23 protein-coding genes are annotated in these 18,048 nt (G+C 73.7%); 16 read left to right on the top strand and 7 right to left on the bottom strand.

The genetic code is table 11. The features are described from left to right. The first annotated feature begins 72 nt into the window (after positions 1-72). From ACIGAN_RS00955 to ACIGAN_RS00910, 10 genes are read left to right on the top strand one after another with little or no spacing between them, the layout of a single operon-like run. Complete coding sequence (locus ACIGAN_RS00955) at positions 73-444, top strand: gas vesicle protein GvpO (RefSeq protein ID WP_399854333.1); 372 nt, start codon at positions 73-75, stop codon at positions 442-444. Between the two features lie 49 nt (positions 445-493). Continuing rightward, a complete protein-coding gene (locus tag ACIGAN_RS00950; protein ID WP_362282388.1) occupies positions 494-916 on the top strand; it encodes a gas vesicle structural protein GvpA in 423 nt (140 codons plus the stop codon). Then, a complete protein-coding gene (locus ACIGAN_RS00945; RefSeq protein WP_365093810.1) occupies positions 913-1,686 on the top strand; it encodes a GvpL/GvpF family gas vesicle protein in 774 nt (257 codons plus the stop codon). Before ACIGAN_RS00950 ends, ACIGAN_RS00945 begins: the two co-directional genes overlap by 4 nt. A 4-nt stretch (positions 1,687-1,690) precedes the next feature. Next, positions 1,691-1,954, top strand: coding sequence for a gas vesicle protein GvpG (locus tag ACIGAN_RS00940; RefSeq protein WP_365093812.1), 264 nt, complete (start codon positions 1,691-1,693; stop codon positions 1,952-1,954). Next, positions 1,951-2,592: a DNA primase gene (locus ACIGAN_RS00935; RefSeq protein WP_399854332.1), complete on the top strand. Its 642-nt coding sequence runs from the start codon at positions 1,951-1,953 to the stop codon at positions 2,590-2,592. The genes ACIGAN_RS00940 and ACIGAN_RS00935 overlap by 4 nt, the downstream gene beginning before the upstream one ends. Then, positions 2,589-3,776, top strand: a complete 1,188-nt coding sequence (locus tag ACIGAN_RS00930) for an SRPBCC family protein (RefSeq protein ID WP_399854331.1) — start codon at positions 2,589-2,591, stop codon at positions 3,774-3,776. Before ACIGAN_RS00935 ends, ACIGAN_RS00930 begins: the two co-directional genes overlap by 4 nt. Next, positions 3,773-4,111 (top strand): gas vesicle protein, encoded by a 339-nt coding sequence (locus ACIGAN_RS00925; protein ID WP_309094210.1) that lies wholly within the window; start codon positions 3,773-3,775, stop codon positions 4,109-4,111. The genes ACIGAN_RS00930 and ACIGAN_RS00925 overlap by 4 nt, the downstream gene beginning before the upstream one ends. Next, positions 4,108-4,863, top strand: coding sequence for a GvpL/GvpF family gas vesicle protein (locus ACIGAN_RS00920; RefSeq protein WP_399854330.1), 756 nt, complete (start codon positions 4,108-4,110; stop codon positions 4,861-4,863). Before ACIGAN_RS00925 ends, ACIGAN_RS00920 begins: the two co-directional genes overlap by 4 nt. Before the next feature lie 16 nt (positions 4,864-4,879). Further along, positions 4,880-5,068 carry a gas vesicle protein gene (locus ACIGAN_RS00915; RefSeq protein WP_003994122.1) on the top strand — a complete coding sequence of 63 codons (189 nt, stop codon included), beginning with the start codon at positions 4,880-4,882 and terminating at the stop codon, positions 5,066-5,068. Then, positions 5,065-5,388 (top strand): gas vesicle protein K, encoded by a 324-nt coding sequence (locus ACIGAN_RS00910; protein ID WP_365093819.1) that lies wholly within the window; start codon positions 5,065-5,067, stop codon positions 5,386-5,388. Before ACIGAN_RS00915 ends, ACIGAN_RS00910 begins: the two co-directional genes overlap by 4 nt. Positions 5,389-5,447: 59 nt before the next feature. On the opposite strand, the gene ACIGAN_RS00905 is transcribed toward ACIGAN_RS00910, so the two are convergent. Together ACIGAN_RS00905 and ACIGAN_RS00900 are read right to left on the bottom strand one after the other, a co-directional pair. Then, positions 5,448-6,269 carry a class I SAM-dependent methyltransferase gene (locus ACIGAN_RS00905; protein ID WP_399854329.1) on the bottom strand — a complete coding sequence of 274 codons (822 nt, stop codon included), beginning with the start codon at positions 6,267-6,269 and terminating at the stop codon, positions 5,448-5,450. A 99-nt stretch (positions 6,270-6,368) separates the two neighbouring features. Next, positions 6,369-7,856 carry a diacylglycerol kinase family protein gene (locus ACIGAN_RS00900; RefSeq protein ID WP_399854328.1) on the bottom strand — a complete coding sequence of 496 codons (1,488 nt, stop codon included), beginning with the start codon at positions 7,854-7,856 and terminating at the stop codon, positions 6,369-6,371. Between the two features lie 90 nt (positions 7,857-7,946). On the opposite strand from ACIGAN_RS00900, the gene ACIGAN_RS00895 reads away from it, so the two are divergent. Together ACIGAN_RS00895 and ACIGAN_RS00890 are read left to right on the top strand one after the other, a co-directional pair. After that, entirely contained in the window at positions 7,947-8,489 is a 543-nt protein-coding gene (locus tag ACIGAN_RS00895; RefSeq protein ID WP_399854327.1) for an MOSC domain-containing protein, read from the top strand. Between the two features lie 90 nt (positions 8,490-8,579). Next, the gene (locus ACIGAN_RS00890) at positions 8,580-10,199 is read left to right on the top strand and encodes an ABC-F family ATP-binding cassette domain-containing protein (protein ID WP_399854326.1); all 1,620 of its coding nucleotides are present in this window, start codon (positions 8,580-8,582) and stop codon (positions 10,197-10,199) included. A 91-nt stretch (positions 10,200-10,290) separates the two neighbouring features. Here the strand turns inward: ACIGAN_RS00890 and ACIGAN_RS00885 are convergent, their stop codons facing one another. After that, entirely contained in the window at positions 10,291-11,391 is a 1,101-nt protein-coding gene (locus tag ACIGAN_RS00885) for a baeRF2 domain-containing protein (RefSeq protein ID WP_365744988.1), read from the bottom strand. 61 nt (positions 11,392-11,452) lie between these two features. On the opposite strand from ACIGAN_RS00885, the gene ACIGAN_RS00880 reads away from it, so the two are divergent. Further along, complete coding sequence (locus ACIGAN_RS00880) at positions 11,453-11,740, top strand: DUF6158 family protein (RefSeq protein ID WP_399854325.1); 288 nt, start codon at positions 11,453-11,455, stop codon at positions 11,738-11,740. Between the two features lie 128 nt (positions 11,741-11,868). On the opposite strand, the gene ACIGAN_RS00875 is transcribed toward ACIGAN_RS00880, so the two are convergent. The 3 genes from ACIGAN_RS00875 to ACIGAN_RS00865 all read right to left on the bottom strand — a co-directional run bounded on the left by ACIGAN_RS00875 (position 11,869) and on the right by ACIGAN_RS00865 (position 13,389). After that, positions 11,869-12,411, bottom strand: coding sequence for a type 1 glutamine amidotransferase domain-containing protein (locus ACIGAN_RS00875; RefSeq protein WP_399854324.1), 543 nt, complete (start codon positions 12,409-12,411; stop codon positions 11,869-11,871). Between the two features lie 62 nt (positions 12,412-12,473). Further along, a complete protein-coding gene (locus ACIGAN_RS00870; RefSeq protein ID WP_365741979.1) occupies positions 12,474-12,908 on the bottom strand; it encodes a CBS domain-containing protein in 435 nt (144 codons plus the stop codon). Positions 12,909-12,987: 79 nt separating this feature from the next. Continuing rightward, positions 12,988-13,389, bottom strand: a complete 402-nt coding sequence (locus ACIGAN_RS00865; RefSeq protein WP_365093842.1) for a DUF2795 domain-containing protein — start codon at positions 13,387-13,389, stop codon at positions 12,988-12,990. 157 nt (positions 13,390-13,546) lie between these two features. Between ACIGAN_RS00865 and ACIGAN_RS00860 the strand changes: the two genes are divergently transcribed. Continuing rightward, positions 13,547-13,726 (top strand): hypothetical protein, encoded by a 180-nt coding sequence (locus ACIGAN_RS00860; RefSeq protein WP_365093844.1) that lies wholly within the window; start codon positions 13,547-13,549, stop codon positions 13,724-13,726. On the opposite strand, the gene ACIGAN_RS00855 is transcribed toward ACIGAN_RS00860, so the two are convergent. Further along, entirely contained in the window at positions 13,680-15,473 is a 1,794-nt protein-coding gene (locus tag ACIGAN_RS00855) for a thiamine pyrophosphate-requiring protein (RefSeq protein WP_399854323.1), read from the bottom strand. The two genes, ACIGAN_RS00860 and ACIGAN_RS00855, sit on opposite strands and share 47 nt — an antisense overlap. A 241-nt stretch (positions 15,474-15,714) precedes the next feature. On the opposite strand from ACIGAN_RS00855, the gene ACIGAN_RS00850 reads away from it, so the two are divergent. Both ACIGAN_RS00850 and ACIGAN_RS00845 read left to right on the top strand, forming a co-directional pair. Next, entirely contained in the window at positions 15,715-16,395 is a 681-nt protein-coding gene (locus ACIGAN_RS00850; protein WP_399854322.1) for a hypothetical protein, read from the top strand. Positions 16,396-16,660: 265 nt separating this feature from the next. Further along, a complete protein-coding gene (locus ACIGAN_RS00845) occupies positions 16,661-17,908 on the top strand; it encodes an aminotransferase class I/II-fold pyridoxal phosphate-dependent enzyme (protein WP_399854321.1) in 1,248 nt (415 codons plus the stop codon). Positions 17,909-18,048 lie beyond the last annotated feature (140 nt).

Below are 18,048 nucleotides of genomic sequence, written 5' to 3'. Positions count from 1 at the left end.
ACGGGTGGCAGATGCACGCGCCCGGAGAGGTTTGGCGAACACACTTGCGGCCACACGGAGGGGGAGGTGGCCATGTCGAACACAAAAAATTCGCAGGACTCACAGAGTTCACAGGAGTCACAGGACTCTCAGGACTCGCGTACATCGAACGGCAACGAGACGGCCCGGAAGCGGCCGAACCCCATGGAGGTGCTGCGTCAGGCACGCGGCCAGCTCGCGGAGCTGACCGGCATGGAAGCCGAGTCCGTGTCCTCCTTCGAGCAGACGGAGGACGGCTGGGCGCTGGAGGTCGAGGTCCTCGAACTCGAGCGCGTGCCCGACACGATGAGCCTGATGGCGAGCTACCAGGTGGAGCTCGACCAGGACGGGCAGCTCACGGGCTACCGGCGGGTCCGCCGCTACGAACGCGGTCGTTCGGACGCGCGCAGGTCCGGCGGCCGCTAGGCCGCCCGACCGGACCACCCGTACCCACAGACGAGGAGGAACACCCGGAATGACTGTCGTACCGGCACAGCAGACCGGCGGCGGAGGCGGCAGCAGCGGTCTCTACGACGTGCTCGAACTTGTTCTGGACAGGGGGCTCGTGATCGATGCCTTCGTTCGGGTCTCCCTGGTCGGCATCGAGATCCTCAAGATCGACGTCCGCGTCGTCGTCGCCAGCGTCGACACCTATCTGCGCTTCGCCGAGGCGTGCAACCGGCTCGACCTGGAGGCCGGGCCGCGCAAGGACCCGGGCCTGCCCGACCTGGTCGGTGAGATGACCGAGTCCGGCGCACGCGGCAAGTCCAAGGGCGCGCTGTCCGGCGCCGCCGAGACCATCTCCGACGCCTTCAAGCAGGGTCGGGGCGAGAGTGAGACCGAATCGCGGCCGCGTGCGCGCAAGACGTCGGCCCGCCGTAAGGAGGAGCAGGAGTGAGCACCTACGTCTACGGCATCGCGGCGAGTTCGCACCCCGCGCTTCCGGAGGGCATGGGCGGCGTCGGCGACCCGCCCCGCCCGGTGCGCATCCTGCGCGAGGGTGACCTCGCCGCCGTCGTCAGCGAGGCGCCCGAAGGGCTGCGGCCCAAGCGCAAGGACCTGCTCGCCCACCAGAACGTGCTCAGCGAGGCCGGCGCGGCCGGCTGCGTGCTGCCCATGCGGTTCGGCAGCGTCGCCCCGGACGACCACTCCATCACGGCGGTGCTCGCCGAGCGCGCCGAGCACTACAAGGAGCGGCTGCAGGCGCTGGACAACCGGGTCGAGTACAACATCAAGGCCAACCACGTCGAAGAGGCCGTCCTGCACCGGGTGATGGCCGAGAGCCCCGACATCCGGAGTCTCGCCGAGGCCAACCGGCAGGCGGGCGGCGGCAGTTACGACGACAAGATCCGCCTCGGCGAGATGGTCGCGGCCGCGGTCAAGGCCAAGGAGTCCGAGGACGGCGCCGCCCTGCAGCGCGCCCTGGAGGGTGCCGCCGACGACGTCAGCGTGGGCCCCGAGTCCACCGGCTGGCTGGCCAACGTGTCGTACCTGGTGGACCGGGAGGCGGCCGAGTCCTTCCTGGCCGCAGTCGAGCAGGTGCGCAAGGACATGCCGCACCTGGAGGTTCGGGTCAACGGCCCGCTGCCGCCCTACAGCTTCGTCGAGCCCGGCCCGGCCGAGCCGGCGGGCACCGCCGCGGGTGGCACGGACACTGGAGCGGGGTGACGACGTGGGCCTGATCTCTGAGGTGCTGCTGCTGCCGTTCGCACCGGTGCGCGGCAGCGCCTGGGCCATCAAGCAGGTCGTCCAGGAGGCCGAGCGGATCTACTACGACCCCGCGACGATCCGGGCCGAACTGGCCCGTCTGGAGGAGCAGCTGGAGGCCGGGGAGATCACGGAGGAGGAGTTCGACCGACAGGAGGACGAACTCCTCGACCGGCTGGAGACCGCTTCGCGTCAAGGCGCGGGAACAGGTAACGGGACGACACGATGAACCGAATGGGACTGGGTCTCGCCGTGGGGGCCGGATACCTCCTGGGACGGACCAAGAAGCTCAAGATGGCGGTGGCCGTCGGCGGACTGGTGGCCGGCAAGAAGCTGAACCTGAGCCCGCGCATGGTCGCGGAACTGGTCCAGCAACAGCTGCAGAACAACCCGCAGTTCAAGGAGATCGGCGATCAGCTGCGGGGCGAGCTGCGCGGGGTCGGCAAGGCCGCCTCCGGCGCCCTGGTCGAGCGCCGGCTCGACGCGCTCGCCGACCGGCTGCACGGCCGTACCGCCCAGATGCGCGAGCAACTGGCCGGCGGAGGCCCGGGCCGCCGCGACAAGGACGCCGACGAGGCCGACGCCGCCGACGACGCCTACGACGACGAGGACGAGGAGTTCGAGGGCGAGGAGCCCGAGGATTCCGGACCCGAGGAGGACGACGAGGAGCCGGAGGCGGAGGAAGCCCCCGCCCGGAAGGCTCCGGCGAAGAAGGCCGCGAAGAAGGCTCCGGCCAAGAAGGCCCCCGCCAAGAAGACGGCGGCGGCTCGCAAGACGGCGGCGAAGAAGACCTCGGCCGCGAGAAAGACGGCGAACCGGGGCGGCGACAGCCGCTCCCGGCAGCCGAAGGGAGGCGGTGAGGAATGACCGACACCCTCGGATCGGCGAAGTCCGCCGCGAACGGAGCGTCGAAGAACCCGCTCGCCGACGTGGCCCACAGCGAGGCCGCCGACCGGCTCAAGGCGGAGGTGCAGGAGTACCTCGCCGCGCAGGCCACGCGCATGCTGACCGGCGTGGGCCGCAAGCTCGGCGAGACCACCGGCAAGCTGAACGACATCGCCGAGGGCAACAGCCCCGGCCTCGGCAAGCTCGCCCTGTCCGGCGGCCGCAAGCTCGCCGAGGGCAAGAGCCCGTTGCGGGCGGCGGTGGAGACGGGCGGTTCGGCCCTGAAAGACAAGGTCACCGGCGCCTTCAAGAACCTGGGCGGCGGCAAGAAGGGCAAGGGCCGCTCCGGCAACAAGCCCACGGTGATCATCGAGCACATCGACGTCGGTGTGCCGCTGCGCACCGCCTACGACCAGTGGACGCAGTACCAGGACTTCAGCACCTTCGCCAAGGGCGTCAAGAGCGCGAGCCGCGACGACGACACCCACTCCGACTGGCAGGCGAAGATCTGGTGGTCCAACCGCAGCTGGAAGGCGAAGACGACCGAGCAGATCCCCGACGACCGCATCGCGTGGACGTCGGAGGGCGCCAAGGGCACCACCAAGGGCGTCGTCTCCTTCCACCGGCTCACCGACAACCTGACCCGGGTCCTGCTGGTCATCGAGTACTACCCCTCCGGCTTCTTCGAGAAGACGGGCAACATCTGGCGCGCCCAGGGCCGCCGCGCCCGGCTCGACCTGAAGAACTTCGTCCGCTTCATCACCATCAAGGGCGAGGCGGAGGACGGCTGGCGCGGTGAGATCCGCGACGGCGAGGTCGTCACCAGTCACGAGGACGCCCTCGCCGAGGAAGAGTCGGAGTCGGAGGAGGGCTCGGAGCAGGAGCCCCGCGACGAGGACCAGGAGGACGCGGACCAGGAGGACGAGGACCTGGAGGACGAGGAGCCCGAGGGCGAGGAGCCCGCGGGTGAGTACGAGGACGAGGAAGAGGAAGAGGAGGACGGGGAGCCGGAGGGCGCGTACGAGGACGAGGACGAGGCTGACGACGACGAGGCCGAGCCCGCGGACGAGGAGGAGCCTGAGGCGGAGTACGACGAGGACGAGGAGTACGACGAGGAGGCCGAGGAGGCCCGGGACCAGGACGTCGAGGCGGGGAGCCGGCGATGACGACGCCCAGCAGGATGCCCGAACCCTACGGCCAGGGGAGCGGCGCGAACCTCGCCGACATCCTTGAACGTGTGCTCGACAAGGGCATCGTGATCGCGGGCGACATCCGGATCAACCTGCTCGACATCGAACTCCTCACGATCAAACTGCGGCTGATCGTGGCCTCCGTGGACAAGGCGAAGGAGATGGGCATCGACTGGTGGGAGACCGACCCGGCGCTCAGCTCGCGGGCCCGCCGCGACGAACTGGCCCGTGAGAACGCCGAGTTGCGCGAGAGGCTGGCCCGGCTGGAGGAACTGGAGCCCGGCCGCGCGGAGAAGAAGGAGGCACCGTGACCGGACTGCGGTACGTCTACGCCGTCTGCCGCCCCTTCAGTACCCCGCTCCAGGCCCAGCTGACGGGGGTGGCGGGTGATCCGCCCCGAGCGCTGACTCACCGCGGCCTGGTGGCCGTGGTGAGTCACGTACCGGAGCAGGACTTCGCCGAGGAGCCGCTCCGGGCCCATCTGGAGGACCTGGACTGGCTGACCGGGACCGCCCGCGCCCACCAGGGCGTGATCGACGCGCTCACCACCGTCACGACCCCGCTGCCGCTGCGGCTGGGCACCGTCTTCCTGGACGACAGCGGCGTGCGGACCATGATGGAGGCCCGCGAGGAGGACTTCCTGCGCACCCTCGACCGGCTGGAGGGCCGGGTCGAGTGGGGCGTCAAGGTCTACGCCGAGCCGGAATCGCAGGAGAGCGCCCGGCCCGCGCAGAAGCCCGCCTCGGGACGGGACTACCTGCGCCAGCGGCGCATGCAGACCAGGTCGCACGAGGAGATGTGGCAGAAGGCCGAGGCGTTCTCGACCAGCCTGCACGAGAGGCTCTCCGGGTTCGCGGAGGACTCCCGGCTGCATCCGCCGCAGAATCCGGCGCTGTCCAAGGTGTCCGGGCGGAACGTGCTGAACGCCGCCTATCTCGTACCGCGCGCGCACTCCGAGGAGTTCGTGGAGTTGGTCGACCGCACCAAGGACGAGGCCCCCGGGATGCGCGTGGAACTCACCGGCCCCTGGGCCGCCTATTCGTTCGCCGGGGAGGGCGCATGAGCGACGGGGAGAAGCCGTGACCGTAGTGGAACGCCGTGAGGTGGCCCTCGTGGACCTGCTCGACCGACTGCTGGCCGGCGGTGTCGTCATCACGGGGGACATCACGCTGCGGATCGCCGACGTCGACCTCGTCCGCATCGACCTCAACGCACTGATCAGTTCGGTGAACGCCCAGGTGCCTTCACCGTTCGAGGAGTTGCTGTGACCTCCCCCGAGCCCCTGCCGGAACCCGGTGAACCCGCCCGCCCGCCGCGCAAGCGGCTGGAGCTGGAGCCCGACACCGTCGAGCGCGACCTCGTCAAACTCGTGCTGACGGTGGTCGAGTTGCTGCGCCAGCTCATGGAGCGCCAGGCGTTGCGCCGGTTCGACGTGGGGGACCTGACCGAGGACCAGGAGGAGCGCATCGGCCTCACGCTCATGCTGCTGGAGGAGCGGATGGCCGAGCTGCGCGACCGCTACGGGCTGCGGCCGGAGGACCTGAACCTGGACCTCGGGCCGCTCGGACCGCTGCTGCCCCGGGACTGACCCGGTCCCGGGGCAGCGGGCCCCGTGCCGAGGCCGGGGGTCTCGGCAGGCATCCTCCGTCAGGCGTCCTTCCGGCAGAGGATCTCCCCGTGCAGCACGCTGAACCAGCCGTCCTCCCGGGCACCCCATTCCCGCCAGGCCCCGCTCACCTCCCGCAGCTCCTCCGCGCTCGCGTGGCCGCCCTCCACGGCCCGGCCGGCGTACGCCGAGGCCAGCGTGCGGTCGGCCCACAGGCCGCTCCACCAGGCCCGTTCCCCGGCGGTGGCGAAGGTCCAGGTGCCGGAGCCGGCCGTGACGTCCGTGAACCCGGCCCGCAGCGCCCAGGCCCGCAGCCGCCGCCCGGCGTCCGGCTCCCCGCCGTTGGCGCGGGCGACCCGGCGGTACAGGCCGAGCCAGGCGTCGAGCCCCGCGGAGGCCGGGTACCAGGTCATCGCCGCGTAGTCGGCGTCCCGCACCGCGACGAACCCGCCGGGCCGGGTGACGCGCTGCATCTCCCGCAGCGCGCGCACCGGGTCCCCGACGTGCTGGAGCACCTGGTGGGCGTGGACCACGCAGAAGGTGTCGTCCGGGTAGTCCAGGGCGTGCACGTCGGCGACCGCGAAGTCGGTGTTGGCCAGCCCCCGTGCCGCCGCCGTGGCGCGCGCCTGCTCGAGGATCTCCGGTGCCCGGTCGACCCCGGTGACATGCCCGTCGGGCACCAGTTCCGCCAGGTCGGCGGTGATGGTGCCCGGTCCGCAGCCGACGTCCAGGATCCTCATGTGCGGCTGGAGCGAGGGCAGCAGATAGGCGGCCGAGTTGGCGGCGGTCCGCCAGGTGTGCGAGCGCAGCACCGACTCGTGGTGCCCGTGCGTGTAGACGGCGGTCTCCCGAGGTTCCGGCATGGCGGACCCCATCCCTTCCGTTGCGGTCGGCAGGGGTCAACCGTACGCAGTCCTACCGAATGATGAGACCAGCGTCCCGCGATACGGACTGACGAGCCGTCAGCCCTCCGGGACGGGCCGGTACACCGTCAGCGCCTCGGGCAGCTTCTCCAGCGTCACGCGGCCCTCCACCTCGGTCACCTCGCCGTCGTAGGCCAGCAGCGTGCCGGGCGCCACGTGATCCAGGCGCAGCCGCCCCACCTGCACGGCGGCGTGGGCCGGAGAGCGGGTCAGGGGCCCGGCCAGGGCCGCGGCCAGCAGCCGCACGGCCGGCCGGCGGCCCCCGTGCACGACCCGCACGTCGAGCCGGCCGTCGGCGAGGTCCACCCGGCGCCCCGGCGCCAGCCCCATGCGGTGGTACGTGCCGTTCCCGGCGAACAGCAGCCACAGGGGACGCGTGCGCCCCCGGAACTCGGCCTCCAGCGGATGCCGGCCGGCCCGCAGCACCCGCAGGGCCGCGAGCACCCCGGCCGGCCAGCCGCCGATCCGGTGCGACCACCGCTCCCGCTCCCGCACCAGCTCCGGGTACACGCCGACGCTGCACGTGTTGAGGAAGACGCCCTGCCGGTCCCCGCAGGAGTACCGCCCCACGTCCACGCGCACGGCGTCGCCCCGGCGCAGCGCCCGGGCGAGATCACGTGCGTCCTCCACGCCCAGGTCGTAGGCGAAGTGGTTGAGGGTGCCGCCGGGCAGGACGGCGAGGGGGACACCGCGGCGCAGCGCGACGCGGGCCGCGGTGTTCACGGTGCCGTCGCCGCCGCACACCCCGAGGACCCGGGCCCGGGCGGCCGCCTCCTCCAACCGCGCGGTCACGTCCGCCGGTTCGCACTCGACGACCTCGGCCCGCGGGAGGGCGGCGCGCAGCGCCCGGGCCCGCTCGGCGCTGCCCGAGGCGGTGTTCGCCACCAGCACGAGCCCGTCGCCCTCCGGCAGCGCCGGTACCTCGGCGCGGGGGCGGGCCGGCGGGGTGGTCTGCTGCCGTGTCGGCACCAGGCGGCGCAGCGCGAACGCGGCGCCCACGCCCAGGGCCGCGCCCGCCAGGACCTCGCTCGGGAAGTGGCCACCGGCGCGGACGCGTGCCAGGGCGACCGAGCCGGCCACCGGGGCGGTGACCGCGCCCCACGCCGGGGACTCCAGGGCGACCCCGGCGGCGAAGGCGCCGGCCCGTACCGCACGGCCGGAGGGGAACGAGGTGGTGACCGGCCCGAGCCTTTGGAGCAGTGGGTACGGGGCCAGGGCCGGCCGGGGGCGGCGGACCCGGCGCGGGCCGAGCGCCTTCAGGGCGAGGGAGGCCAGGACCGTCGAGGCCAGGCCCCGGGTCGCCGCGCGGCGGGCACGGGGCGTGCGGCTCGCCGCCAGCGCGGCCGCCGCCGCCCACCAGACCAGGCCGTGGTCGCCACCGCCGCCCGGCCCCGGCGGCCCGGGGCGCGCGCCCCGCCTGCGGGCGGCGAGAGCCCGGTGGAGGCGGGCGTCCAGGGCGAGAGCGCGGGCGCGCAGGGGGTGCCGCCCGGGCTTCGTGGCGGTGAGGTCCAGGTCGGGAGTCGTCATGAACCGGCGGGTACCCGGCGAGAGCCGGCGCACCGCCCCCGGGGTAGGGTCGGGGTCCGGCACCGCTGCTTCGGAGGGGGAACCGCGGCCATGAGCAGGCACGTCACGGCGGTCAGCAGCAACGGGGAGTACTCGTTCACCAAGCCCAACCGCGACAGCGTCACGCTGCTCGCCGGCCTGGGGGTGGAGGGGGACGTGCACGCCGGTGTGACGGTCCGGCACCGGTCCCGGGTCGCGCAGGATCCCACGCAGCCGAACCTGCGCCAGGTGCACCTCATCCACGAGGAACTGCTCGCCGAGGTCCGCGAGGCGGGGTTCGAGGTGGCGCCCGGGGCACTGGGGGAGAACATCACCACGCGGGGCATCGACCTGCTCGGCCTGCCGACGGGCACGCTGCTGCACATCGGCGACCGCGCGGTCGTGGAGGTGACGGGGCTGCGCAATCCCTGCGTGCAGATCGACCGTTTCCGGGCGGGCCTGCTCAAGCGGGTGGTCGGCCGGGACGCGGCGGGCGTCGTCGTGCGCAAGGCCGGGATCATGAGCGTGGTGCGGGAGGGCGGTGTGGTGCGCCCGGGCGACCTGATCAGGACGGAACTCCCGGCGCAGCCGCACCGGCCGCTGCGGAAGGTCTGACCGCCCACCGGTACCGGGGTGCGGGACGGACGCGGCCTGGGGCCGAAATGCGTTTGCCCGTCCCGGCCCCGGCCGCACAGAATCGCCGCCATGGGTCATCTCGAAGCCGCGCACCTGGAGTACTACCTGCCCGACGGAAGGGCACTGCTGGGTGATGTGTCGTTCCGCGTGGGGGAGGGCGCCGTCGTCGCCCTCGTCGGGCCCAACGGCGCCGGGAAGACGACCCTGCTGCGGCTGCTCGCCGGGGAGCTGGCACCGCACGGCGGCTCCGTCACCGTCGGCGGCGGGCTCGGCGTCATGCGGCAGTTCGTCGGATCCGTGCGCGACGAGACGACCGTACGCGACCTGCTCGTCTCCGTGGCGGCCCCGCGCATCCGCGAGGCGGCCCGGGCCGTCGACGCCGCCGAGCACGCCATGATGACCGTCGACGACGAGGCCGCCCAGCTGAGCTACGCCCAGGCCCTCGCCGACTGGGCCGAGGCCCGCGGGTACGAGGCCGAGACGCTGTGGGACATGTGCACCACCGCCGCGCTCGGCATCCCCTACGACAAGGCACAGTGGCGTCAGGTCCGCACCCTGTCCGGCGGCGAGCAGAAGCGGCTCGTCCTGGAGGCGCTGCTGCGCGGCACCGACGAGGTCCTCCTCCTCGACGAGCCGGACAACTACCTCGACGTGCCCGGCAAGCGGTGGCTGGAGGAACGCCTCGCCGAGACCCGCAAAACCGTCCTGTTCGTCTCCCACGACCGCGAGCTGCTCGCCCGAGCGGCGCAGCGCATCGTCTCCCTGGAACCCGGCCCCGCCGGAGCGGACGCCTGGGTGCACGGCGGCGGCTTCGCCACCTTCCACGACGCCCGGCGCGAGCGCTTCGCCCGCTTCGAGGAGTTGCGCAGGCGCTGGGACGAGAAGCACGCCCAGCTGAAGAAGCTGGTGCTGAACCTGCGTCAGGCCGCCGCGGTCAGCCACGAGATGTCCTCCCGGTACCAGGCGGCCCAGACCCGCCTGCGCAAGTTCGAGGAGGCCGGCCCGCCGCCCGAGCCGCCGCGCGAGCAGGACATCAGGATGCGGATCAAGGGCGGCCGCACCGGCGTCCGGGCCGTGACGTGCCAGAAGCTGGAGCTCACGGGCCTGATGAAGCCCTTCGACCTGGAGGTCTTCTACGGCGAGCGCGTCGCCGTCCTCGGCTCCAACGGCTCGGGCAAGTCCCACTTCCTGCGGCTGCTCGCCGGCGACGACGTGGCGCACACGGGACAGTGGAAACTGGGCGCCCGGGTCGTGCCCGGCCACTTCGCGCAGACGCACGCGCACCCGGAGCTGGAGGGCCGCACCCTGCTGGACGTGCTGTGGAAGGAGCACGCGCAGGACCGCGGCGCCGCGATGTCCCGGCTGCGCCGCTACGAGCTGACCCAGCAGGCCGAGCAGACGTTCGACCGGCTGTCGGGCGGGCAGCAGGCCCGCTTCCAGATCCTGCTGCTGGAGCTGCAGGGCGTCACGGCCCTGCTGCTCGACGAGCCGACCGACAACCTGGACCTGGAGTCGGCGGAGGCGCTCCAGGAGGGCCTGGAGGCCTTCGAGGGGACGGTCCTCGCGGTCACCCACGACCGCTGGTTCGCCCGCTCGTTCGACCGTTTCCTGGTCTTCGGCAGCGACGGCCGGGTCCGCGAGACCCCGGAACCGGTCTGGGACGAACGCAGAGTGGAACGAGCCCGCTAGCCCCGGTCCCGCGGGGAGGGCCGGCCCTCCACAGAGGGCCGGCCCTTCGTGCAGGCCCGGCCCTCTGTGGAGGGCCGGGCCGTCGTCGGGGTCACCTCCAGCGCAGGAGTGCCCCCAGGCCGCCCGTGGGGACCTCCTGGGCGGCAACCGACAGGGCGCCGGCGTCCGTGGCCACCGCCGAGCGGATCAGCGCGTCGTCCGCCCGGGCCGCCCACGAGTGCTGCTCGCCGAGGATCTTCAGGTCGGTCCGCCGCACGGCGACCTGGTCGGGGTCCTCACCGATCCACACCTCGCGGTGCGCGTCGGGCCCGTCGAGCCTGATCAGCAGTTCGTCGATGCGGTGCTCGCGCGCCGCCTCGACCAGCGCGGGAACGCCCTCGACGGCCCCGGCCCGGCCCTCGCCGTCCGGGGTGCGGGCCGCGCGGAACCGTTCCAGCTCCGCCTCGGCCCGCCGCGCCACGTGCTCGGCGCGGGCCCGCTCCACGTCGTCGTCCAGGAGCCGGCTGCCGGTGCCGTGCGGCGCCTCCACCACCAGGTCGTGCAGCCGCTTGGGCAGCCGCTCGCGCACGGACCGCCGCTCCCGGTCGTCGCCGACGAGGATCAGCAGGTCGGCCCTGGTCTCCTCCTGGCACACGGCGAGCGCGTCGGCGACCTCCGCGGCGTTGTGCTCCCAGGTGTTCTCCACCCGCAGCTGGAAATGCCGCTCGGACCAGTCCACGGAGCTCGTCCGGTGCAGCGGCCACTGCCGGCCGGTCACGCCCCCGGCGTCCTCCCGGCCCAGCGCACTGCGCAGCTCGAAGTCCGCGCCCTTGCGGTCGACGTAGGCGACGACGCACACCGGGTCCTCGCCGGCCAGCTCCAGCAACGGCGTCACACGGGGCAGCGGCGCCCATTCGGCCCAGTCGCCGCCCTGCGGCGGACGCACCAGCGGCGGGTCGAGGACCACCTCGCCGGCGCGGGCGAACAGGGCCCGGCCGTGTGGCTCGGACGAGTGCCGCAGATCCTCGATCGCGCTCCGCACGGCCCGGCAGGTCGCCTCGTCCGCGCCCTGGGCGGCGAGCTGCCGTGCCATCGCCTGGGCCGTCAGGTGACGCTCGTGGGGGGTGTCCTCCGTATGCCGGGAGGTGTCGACGTACACCGAGGCCCACGGGCCGGGGTGTTCGTACAGTGGGTGCAGGAAAGCGAGATCCATGGCTCCTCCGGATGCCGCTCGGGTGGTGCTCAGGTGCTCCCGGGGCGGGTACCCGGACCGCATGGACGAACACGACGAGCGGGGCGACACGATGACCGGAGTGGACCCTGGCCGGCTGGACGACCAGCAGCTCATGAAGGAGCTGGAGACCATCCACCGCACGCGCCACGACACACTGCTGTACGGCTCGAACGACGCGCTGCGGGCCCACAACGAGCGCATGGCGCAGCTGGAGGGCGAGTACCTGCGCCGCAATCCGAACCGCCCGGTGGCCGCCGGCCGCACGCGCGAAGGGGCCCGGGAGCGCGGGAGCGGGGAGTCGGCGACTCCCACGACACCCGGCACCTGAGCCCCGCACGTCACCGCGCACGCCACCCGGAGGCCCCCACGCCCCCGCCGGGGCGTGGGGGCCTCCGCACCACCGTGGCGCCCGCGAGCGACGCGCCCGGCCTCCGCGCCGGGCGCGCGCCGGTGCCGTCAGGCGACCTCGCGGGCGAAGACGTCCAGGAACGTCTCGCAGAACGCCTTCAGATCGTCCGGCTTGCGGCTGGTGATCAGCTTGTTCGCCCCGTGGTCGCAGACCTTGACCTGCTCGTCGACCCAGGTGCCGCCCGCGTTGCGGATGTCCGTGCGCAGGCTCGGCCACGAGGTGAGCACCCGGCCGCGCACGACGTCCGCCTCGACCAGGGTCCACGGCGCGTGGCAGATCGCGGCGACGGGGCGGCCCTGCTCGAAGAAGTCCCGCACGAACGCGACGGCCCCCTCGTCCATGCGCAGGAAGTCCGGGTTGGCCACGCCGCCCGGCAGCACCAGCGCGCCGAACGAGCCCGGCGAGGTCTCACCGACGACCTCGTCGACCGGGAAGGTGTCCGCCTTGTCGAGGTGGTGGAACGCCTGGATCTCCCCCTCCTTCGTCGACACGAGCACGGGCTCGTGACCGGCGTCCTTCGCCGCCTGCCACGGATCGGTCAGCTCGACCTGCTCGACGCCCTCGGGCGCGACCAGAAACGCGATACGCATGATGTCCGACGTCCTTCCTGGTTGATCTGTCCGGTTCCTCGAATCCGCCGCCCGGGTCCGGGCTAGCCGTCGCCGCGGGCGTCCGGCTCGGCGCGGCTGATGTCCGCCAGCGCCGACGCGGGGTCCTCGGCCTCGGCCACGTCGCCGAGGCTGACGATGCCGACCGGCAGCCCGTTCTCCACCACCGGCAGCCGGCGCACGGCGTGCTCCCGCATCAGCGCCACCGCCGTCGCGACCCTGTCCTCCGGCGTCACCGTGACCGGGTCCTTGCTGCACACGGCCCGGGCGCTCACCGTCATGGGATCGGCGCCGTCGGCGACGGCCCGCACCGCGATGTCACGGTCGGTGAGCACCCCCACCACGTCCTGCCCGTCGGCCACCACGACGTCGCCGATGTTCTGCGCGCGCATCAGCTGCGCCGCCTCGACGAGCGAGGCGTCCGGGCGCACGGCGACCACACCCGCCGTCATCACGTCCTTCACCAACTCGGCTTTCACCGGTGTCTCCGTTCCGTTCCGGGCCGACGAGAGCACCGCGGCGCACCTCCGGCGCGGCCGCGGTGCCCTCGCACGGTCCCTACGCGTACTCCTGCGGACCGGTCTCCCGGGCCCGGACCAGGGCTCGGGCCAGCTCCTGGACATTGCCGTAGCGCTCCTGGCGCGGCAGCCGCTCCAGTGCCTCGACGAGCGCGTCGGGCGCCTGGCGGCCCCGCAACGCGCGGGCCAGCTCGCGCGGACTCGCGGGGAACGCCCTGCGGCCCAGGATCCGGGCCAGGTCCAGCCGCACCGACTCCAGGGACGTCGGCCCGCGGCCCGGTGTCACCGGCCCGTACGCGACGTCGGGGTCGTCCTCGGCGGCCGGCTCCGGGTCGTGCCACTCCTCACTGCGCGTGGGATGCCCGGACCTGAGCAGACCCTGCAGTTCGTGCTTCATCTCGTCGTCCCGGTGGACGCTCAGCCGGTCGCTGCCTCGCTGCATGTCTCCCTCCAGACCTTCGGGGGTCCGCACCGCGTACCCGAACACCGGGAGCCGACACGGGTCCGGCGCCCCGGATCCCCGCGGCGACCCGGTTTGCGCCACCGGCTGCGGGAGACCCGGACCGCACCCCCCACACCTCCCTGGGGAAGGACACGCCATGGCGCTGCTCGCTGTGCTCATTCCGCTGCTGATGCTCGGGGTGATGCTGGGCCTGGGCCGATACGAGGAACTGCTGCTGCCGCAGGGCGACACCGGCCGGCGTGAACCGGCCGGTGCCTCCCCCGCGGTCGCTACTTCTTCTCCCGCCCCGGCAGGAACTCCTGCACCTTCGCCCTGAAGCCGCGCCTGACCACCGGTCCCCGGTCCGCGTCACCCTTCAGCAGCGACGCGGCGGTCGCCTCCAGCTGCTCCCAGGTGGCGTGCGGCGGGACCGGTGGGACGGCCGGATCGGTCAGGAACTCCACCACCGCGGGCCCGTCCGCCTCCAGCGCGGCACGCCACGCCGCCTCGACGTCCTCCGGCTTCTCCACCCGGATGCCGGTCAGTCCCAGGGACCGCGCGAACGCCGCGTACTGCACGTCCGGCAGCTCCTGCGACGGCAGGAACGACGGCGCGCCCCCCATGGCGCGCAGCTCCCAGGTGACCTGGTTCAGGTCGCGGTTGTTCCACACCCCGATCACCAGCCGCGGATCGTCCCACTGATGGCGGTACTTGGCCGCGGTGATCAGCTCCGCCATGCCGTTCATCTGCATCGCCCCGTCCCCGACGAGCGTGATCGCCGGCCGGTCCGGATGCGCGAACTTGGCGCCGATCGCGTACGGCACCGCGCAGCCCATCGTCGCCAGCGTGCCGGAGAGGGAACCGCGCATGCCCGGCCGCATGGTCAGGTGCCGCGCGTACCAGTTCGCCGTCGAGCCCGAGTCGGAGGTGACGATCGCGTTGTCCGGCAGCAGCCCGTCCAGCGCCCGGGCCACGTGCTCCGGGTTGACCGGATCGGCCTCCAGCGCGGCCCGGCGCTCCAGGACGTCACGCCAGTGCCGCACGTTGTCGCACACCGTGTCGTACCACTCGCGGCCGCGGCCGCCCTCGATCAGCGGGATCAGCCGCTCCAGGGACGCCTTGGCGTCGCCGACCACATTGACCTCGTAGGGGTAGCGCATCCCGATCATGTGCGGGTCGATGTCGATCTGCACGCCCCGCGCCGTGCCGAACTCCGGCAGGAACTGGGAGTAGGGGAACGACGAGCCGATCGTCAGCAGCGTGTCGCAGTCCCGCATCAGCTCGTACGACGGACGGGTGCCCAGCAGGCCGATCGAGCCGGTGACGTAGGGGAGTTCGTCGCTGATGACGTCCTTGCCGAGCAGCGCCTTGGCGACGCCCGCGCCGAGCAGTTCGGCGATCCGCTCCACCTCGGCCCGCGCACCGGCCGCGCCCTGGCCGACCAGGATCGCCACCTTGTCACCGGAGTTGAGGATCTCGGCCGCCCGCCGCACCGCGTCGTCGGACGGAACCGCCGTCCACCCGCTGCGGTCCAGGCTGGAGGGCACCATCTTGAACTCGTGCGACGGCGGCTCGTGGTCGAGGTCCTGCACATCGCCCGGGATGATCACCGCGGTCGGGCAGCGACGCGCGTACGCGGTCCGGATCGCCCGGTCCAGCACGTTCGGCAGCTGCTCGGGCACCGTCACCGTCTCCACGAAGTCGGAGGCGACGTCCTGGAACAGCGAGTGCAGGTCCACCTCCTGCTGGTAGGAGCCGCCCATCGCGGTGCGGTGCGTCTGCCCGACGATCGCCAGCACCGGCACATGGTCCAGCTTGGCGTCGTACAGGCCGTTGAGCAGATGGATCGCGCCCGGCCCCGACGTCGCCACGCACACCCCGAGACGGCCGCTGAACTTGGCGTAGCCGACCGCCTGGAGCGCCGACATCTCCTCGTGCCGCGCCTGCACGAACCGCGGCTCGTTCTCGGCCCGGCCCCACGCCGCGAGCAGGCCGTTGATGCCGTCACCCGGGTAGCCGAAGACGTGCTCCACCCCCCACTCGCGCAGCCTGCGCAGGACGTGGTCGGAGACCTTGCTGCTCATGTACGACCTCCCGGACGCGTGACGGCACCGCCGGCCCTACGAGTCACCCTGTGCGACGGCGGAAAACGCGGACGTCCCAGGACCCGGCTGCCGCCCGGGGCGCGGCTGTCGCACGGGGGACGGTGTTCACCCGGTCGGCGGGTGCCGTCCCGCTAATGGGCGCCGGCCGCGCGCGGTGCCGCGCCGGGCTCGCTGTGATGGCGGCAGGGCCTTCCCGCCGACGCCCGAAGGAGCTCGCTCCATGCGCCGCACCCTCCACGCACTGTCCGTCGCCGCCCTGACCGGCCCGGCCCTGCTGGGCCTCGCGCCGGCCGCGGCCGCCGAACCGGCCGCCGAGGTCGCTCCGGCCACCGTCCGGCCCGGGGGCACGCTCACGATCTCGGTCACCTGCGATCCGGACGGCGGGCCCCCGCCCGAGAGCATCGACGCCACCTCGCAGGCCTTCGAGGAGGGCACGGTGGCGCTCCACAAGGTCGGCGGCAACGACGACGAGCTGTCCGGCCCCGCCTACCGCGGCACGGCCCTCATCGCCTCCGCCGAGAACTTCGAGGGCGACCCGGACGCCCTCGGCGAGGACTCCGCGTGGAGCGTCGACGGCACCTGCCCGGCCGCTCCGGGCGGGGAGGGCAAGCCCTGGAGCGCGACCTTCACGGTGTCCCACGGGACGGGCCCGCAGCCACCGTCCCACCGGCCGAGCCACAAGCCCACGCACCACCACCCCTGCCCCGAGCCGTCCCACCACGGCGGTCCCCACCCCACCGCGTGCGGCGCAGCACCCGTCCAGCGCGGCGTGCGGGCCGGTGACGGGGGCGCCTTCACCGACTCCGTGCCGGCCCTGGTCGCCGGCGGGCTGCTGATCGCGGGCGCGTGCGGCGCCGCCGTACACCGCCTGCGCAACCGGGGGAGCGACACCCACCACTGACACCCACCACTGACGCCCGGCGCACGGCAGCGGCCCCCGGCCTGCACCACGGCCCCGCGAGCCCCCCGCTTCCCCGGCCGCGTCCCGCTCATGCTGTGACCGTCACGACCCGGGCGGGGCTCATGGGGCGGCTGCCTCGTGGGTACTCAGGTGCCGAGGGCACGAGCCGCACCGTACGGACCACCGGGCAGCGGAGGGCGCGGACGCCGAAGACGACCCGACACGGCGGCACGACACGGCGGCACGAGTCACTGCGGAGGTACCGATGCGGCGCACGGACCCGGAAGGCCACGGCCCGGTCCGGTTCGGGCCACCGCTCCCCGAGGACGGCCTGCCCGTCCTGCCGGAACTGTCCGCCGTGCTGACGGCGGCGGCCACCCGCGGCGGCCACGAGCCGGTCGGCGGCGGCCCCGCCCTCCGCGAAGCCGCCTGCGGCTACTGGGACCGGCGCGGACTGCACTGCGACCCCGGCCGCGTCGCCGCCGCCCCCGGCGCGCCCGCGCTGCTGCTCGCCCTGACCGCGGCCCTCGGCGGCGACGTCCTCGTGCCGCGGCCCTGCGCGGCCTGGTGGGCGCCGTACGCCCGCCTGCTGGGACGCCCCGCCTTCCAGGTGCCGACCCCGCCGGAGAGCGGCGGCGTCCCCGACCCGTACGCCCTGCTGGAGACCGTGCGCCGGGTCCGCGCCGAGGGCGGCGACCCGCGCCTGCTGGTGCTGTCCGTCGCCGACGACCCCACGGCCACCGTCGCCCCGCCCGAGCTGCTGCACGAGACCGTGGAGGCCGCCCAGGGGGAGGGCCTGCACCTGGTCAGCGACGAGACCTGGCGCGACACCCTGCACGTTCCGCACGACACGGTGCTGCTCAGCCCCGCCGAGATGCTGCCCGACCGGGTCGTGGTCGTCTCGGACCTGGCCGGGGCGCTGCTCCCGCCCGGCTGGCCGGCCGCCGTGGCCCGCTTCCCGGCCGGTGACGACGCCGACGGCCTCCACGCGCGCGTGCTCGACGTGCTCACGGCCCTCGACGGGCGGGTCGCCGCCCCGGTCGCCGCGGCCGCCGGGTACGCCCTCGGGGAACCCGAGCCGGTCACCGGGCGCGTGACCGCCGCCGTGCGCCTGCACGCACGCCTGGCCGCCGCCGCGCACGACGCGGTGGTCTCCGCGGGCGCCCTCGCCCGGCCCCCGCGGTCCGGCCGCCACCTGTACGCCGACCTCGGCCCGCTGCGCCCGGCCCTGGCCGCGCACGGCGTCGGGGACGCGCAGGAACTGGAGGACTTCCTCAGCGCCCGGCTCGGCATGCCCGCGCCCGGCGGCCACCGTTTCGGCGACGGTCTGGAAGCCCTGCGCGTGCGGCTGTCCACCGGCGCGCTGTTGCCGGGCTCGGACACCGGACGCGCGGAATGCCTCACCTCACCCACGCCGTTGGAACTGCCGCACGTGCAACGCGCGTTGATCCGACTGAAGTCGGTCTTCGACGATCTCCGCGACGACGCTCAGCGAGGGGAGCCTGCGCGATGACGCAGCAGTCCGAGTCGACCACCGGCACGACGACCGGCACGGCCGCCGGCACGACGACCGGCACGGCCGCCGGCACGACGACCGGCACGGCCGCCGGCACGACGACCGGCACGGCCGCCGGCACGACGACCGGCACGGCC

Source organism: Streptomyces sp. NPDC085931 (assembly GCF_044540565.1).
Classification (GTDB): domain Bacteria; phylum Actinomycetota; class Actinomycetes; order Streptomycetales; family Streptomycetaceae; genus Streptomyces.
Note: the sequence above shows the minus strand (reverse complement) of the source record. Positions and strands in the feature narration are given on the sequence as shown.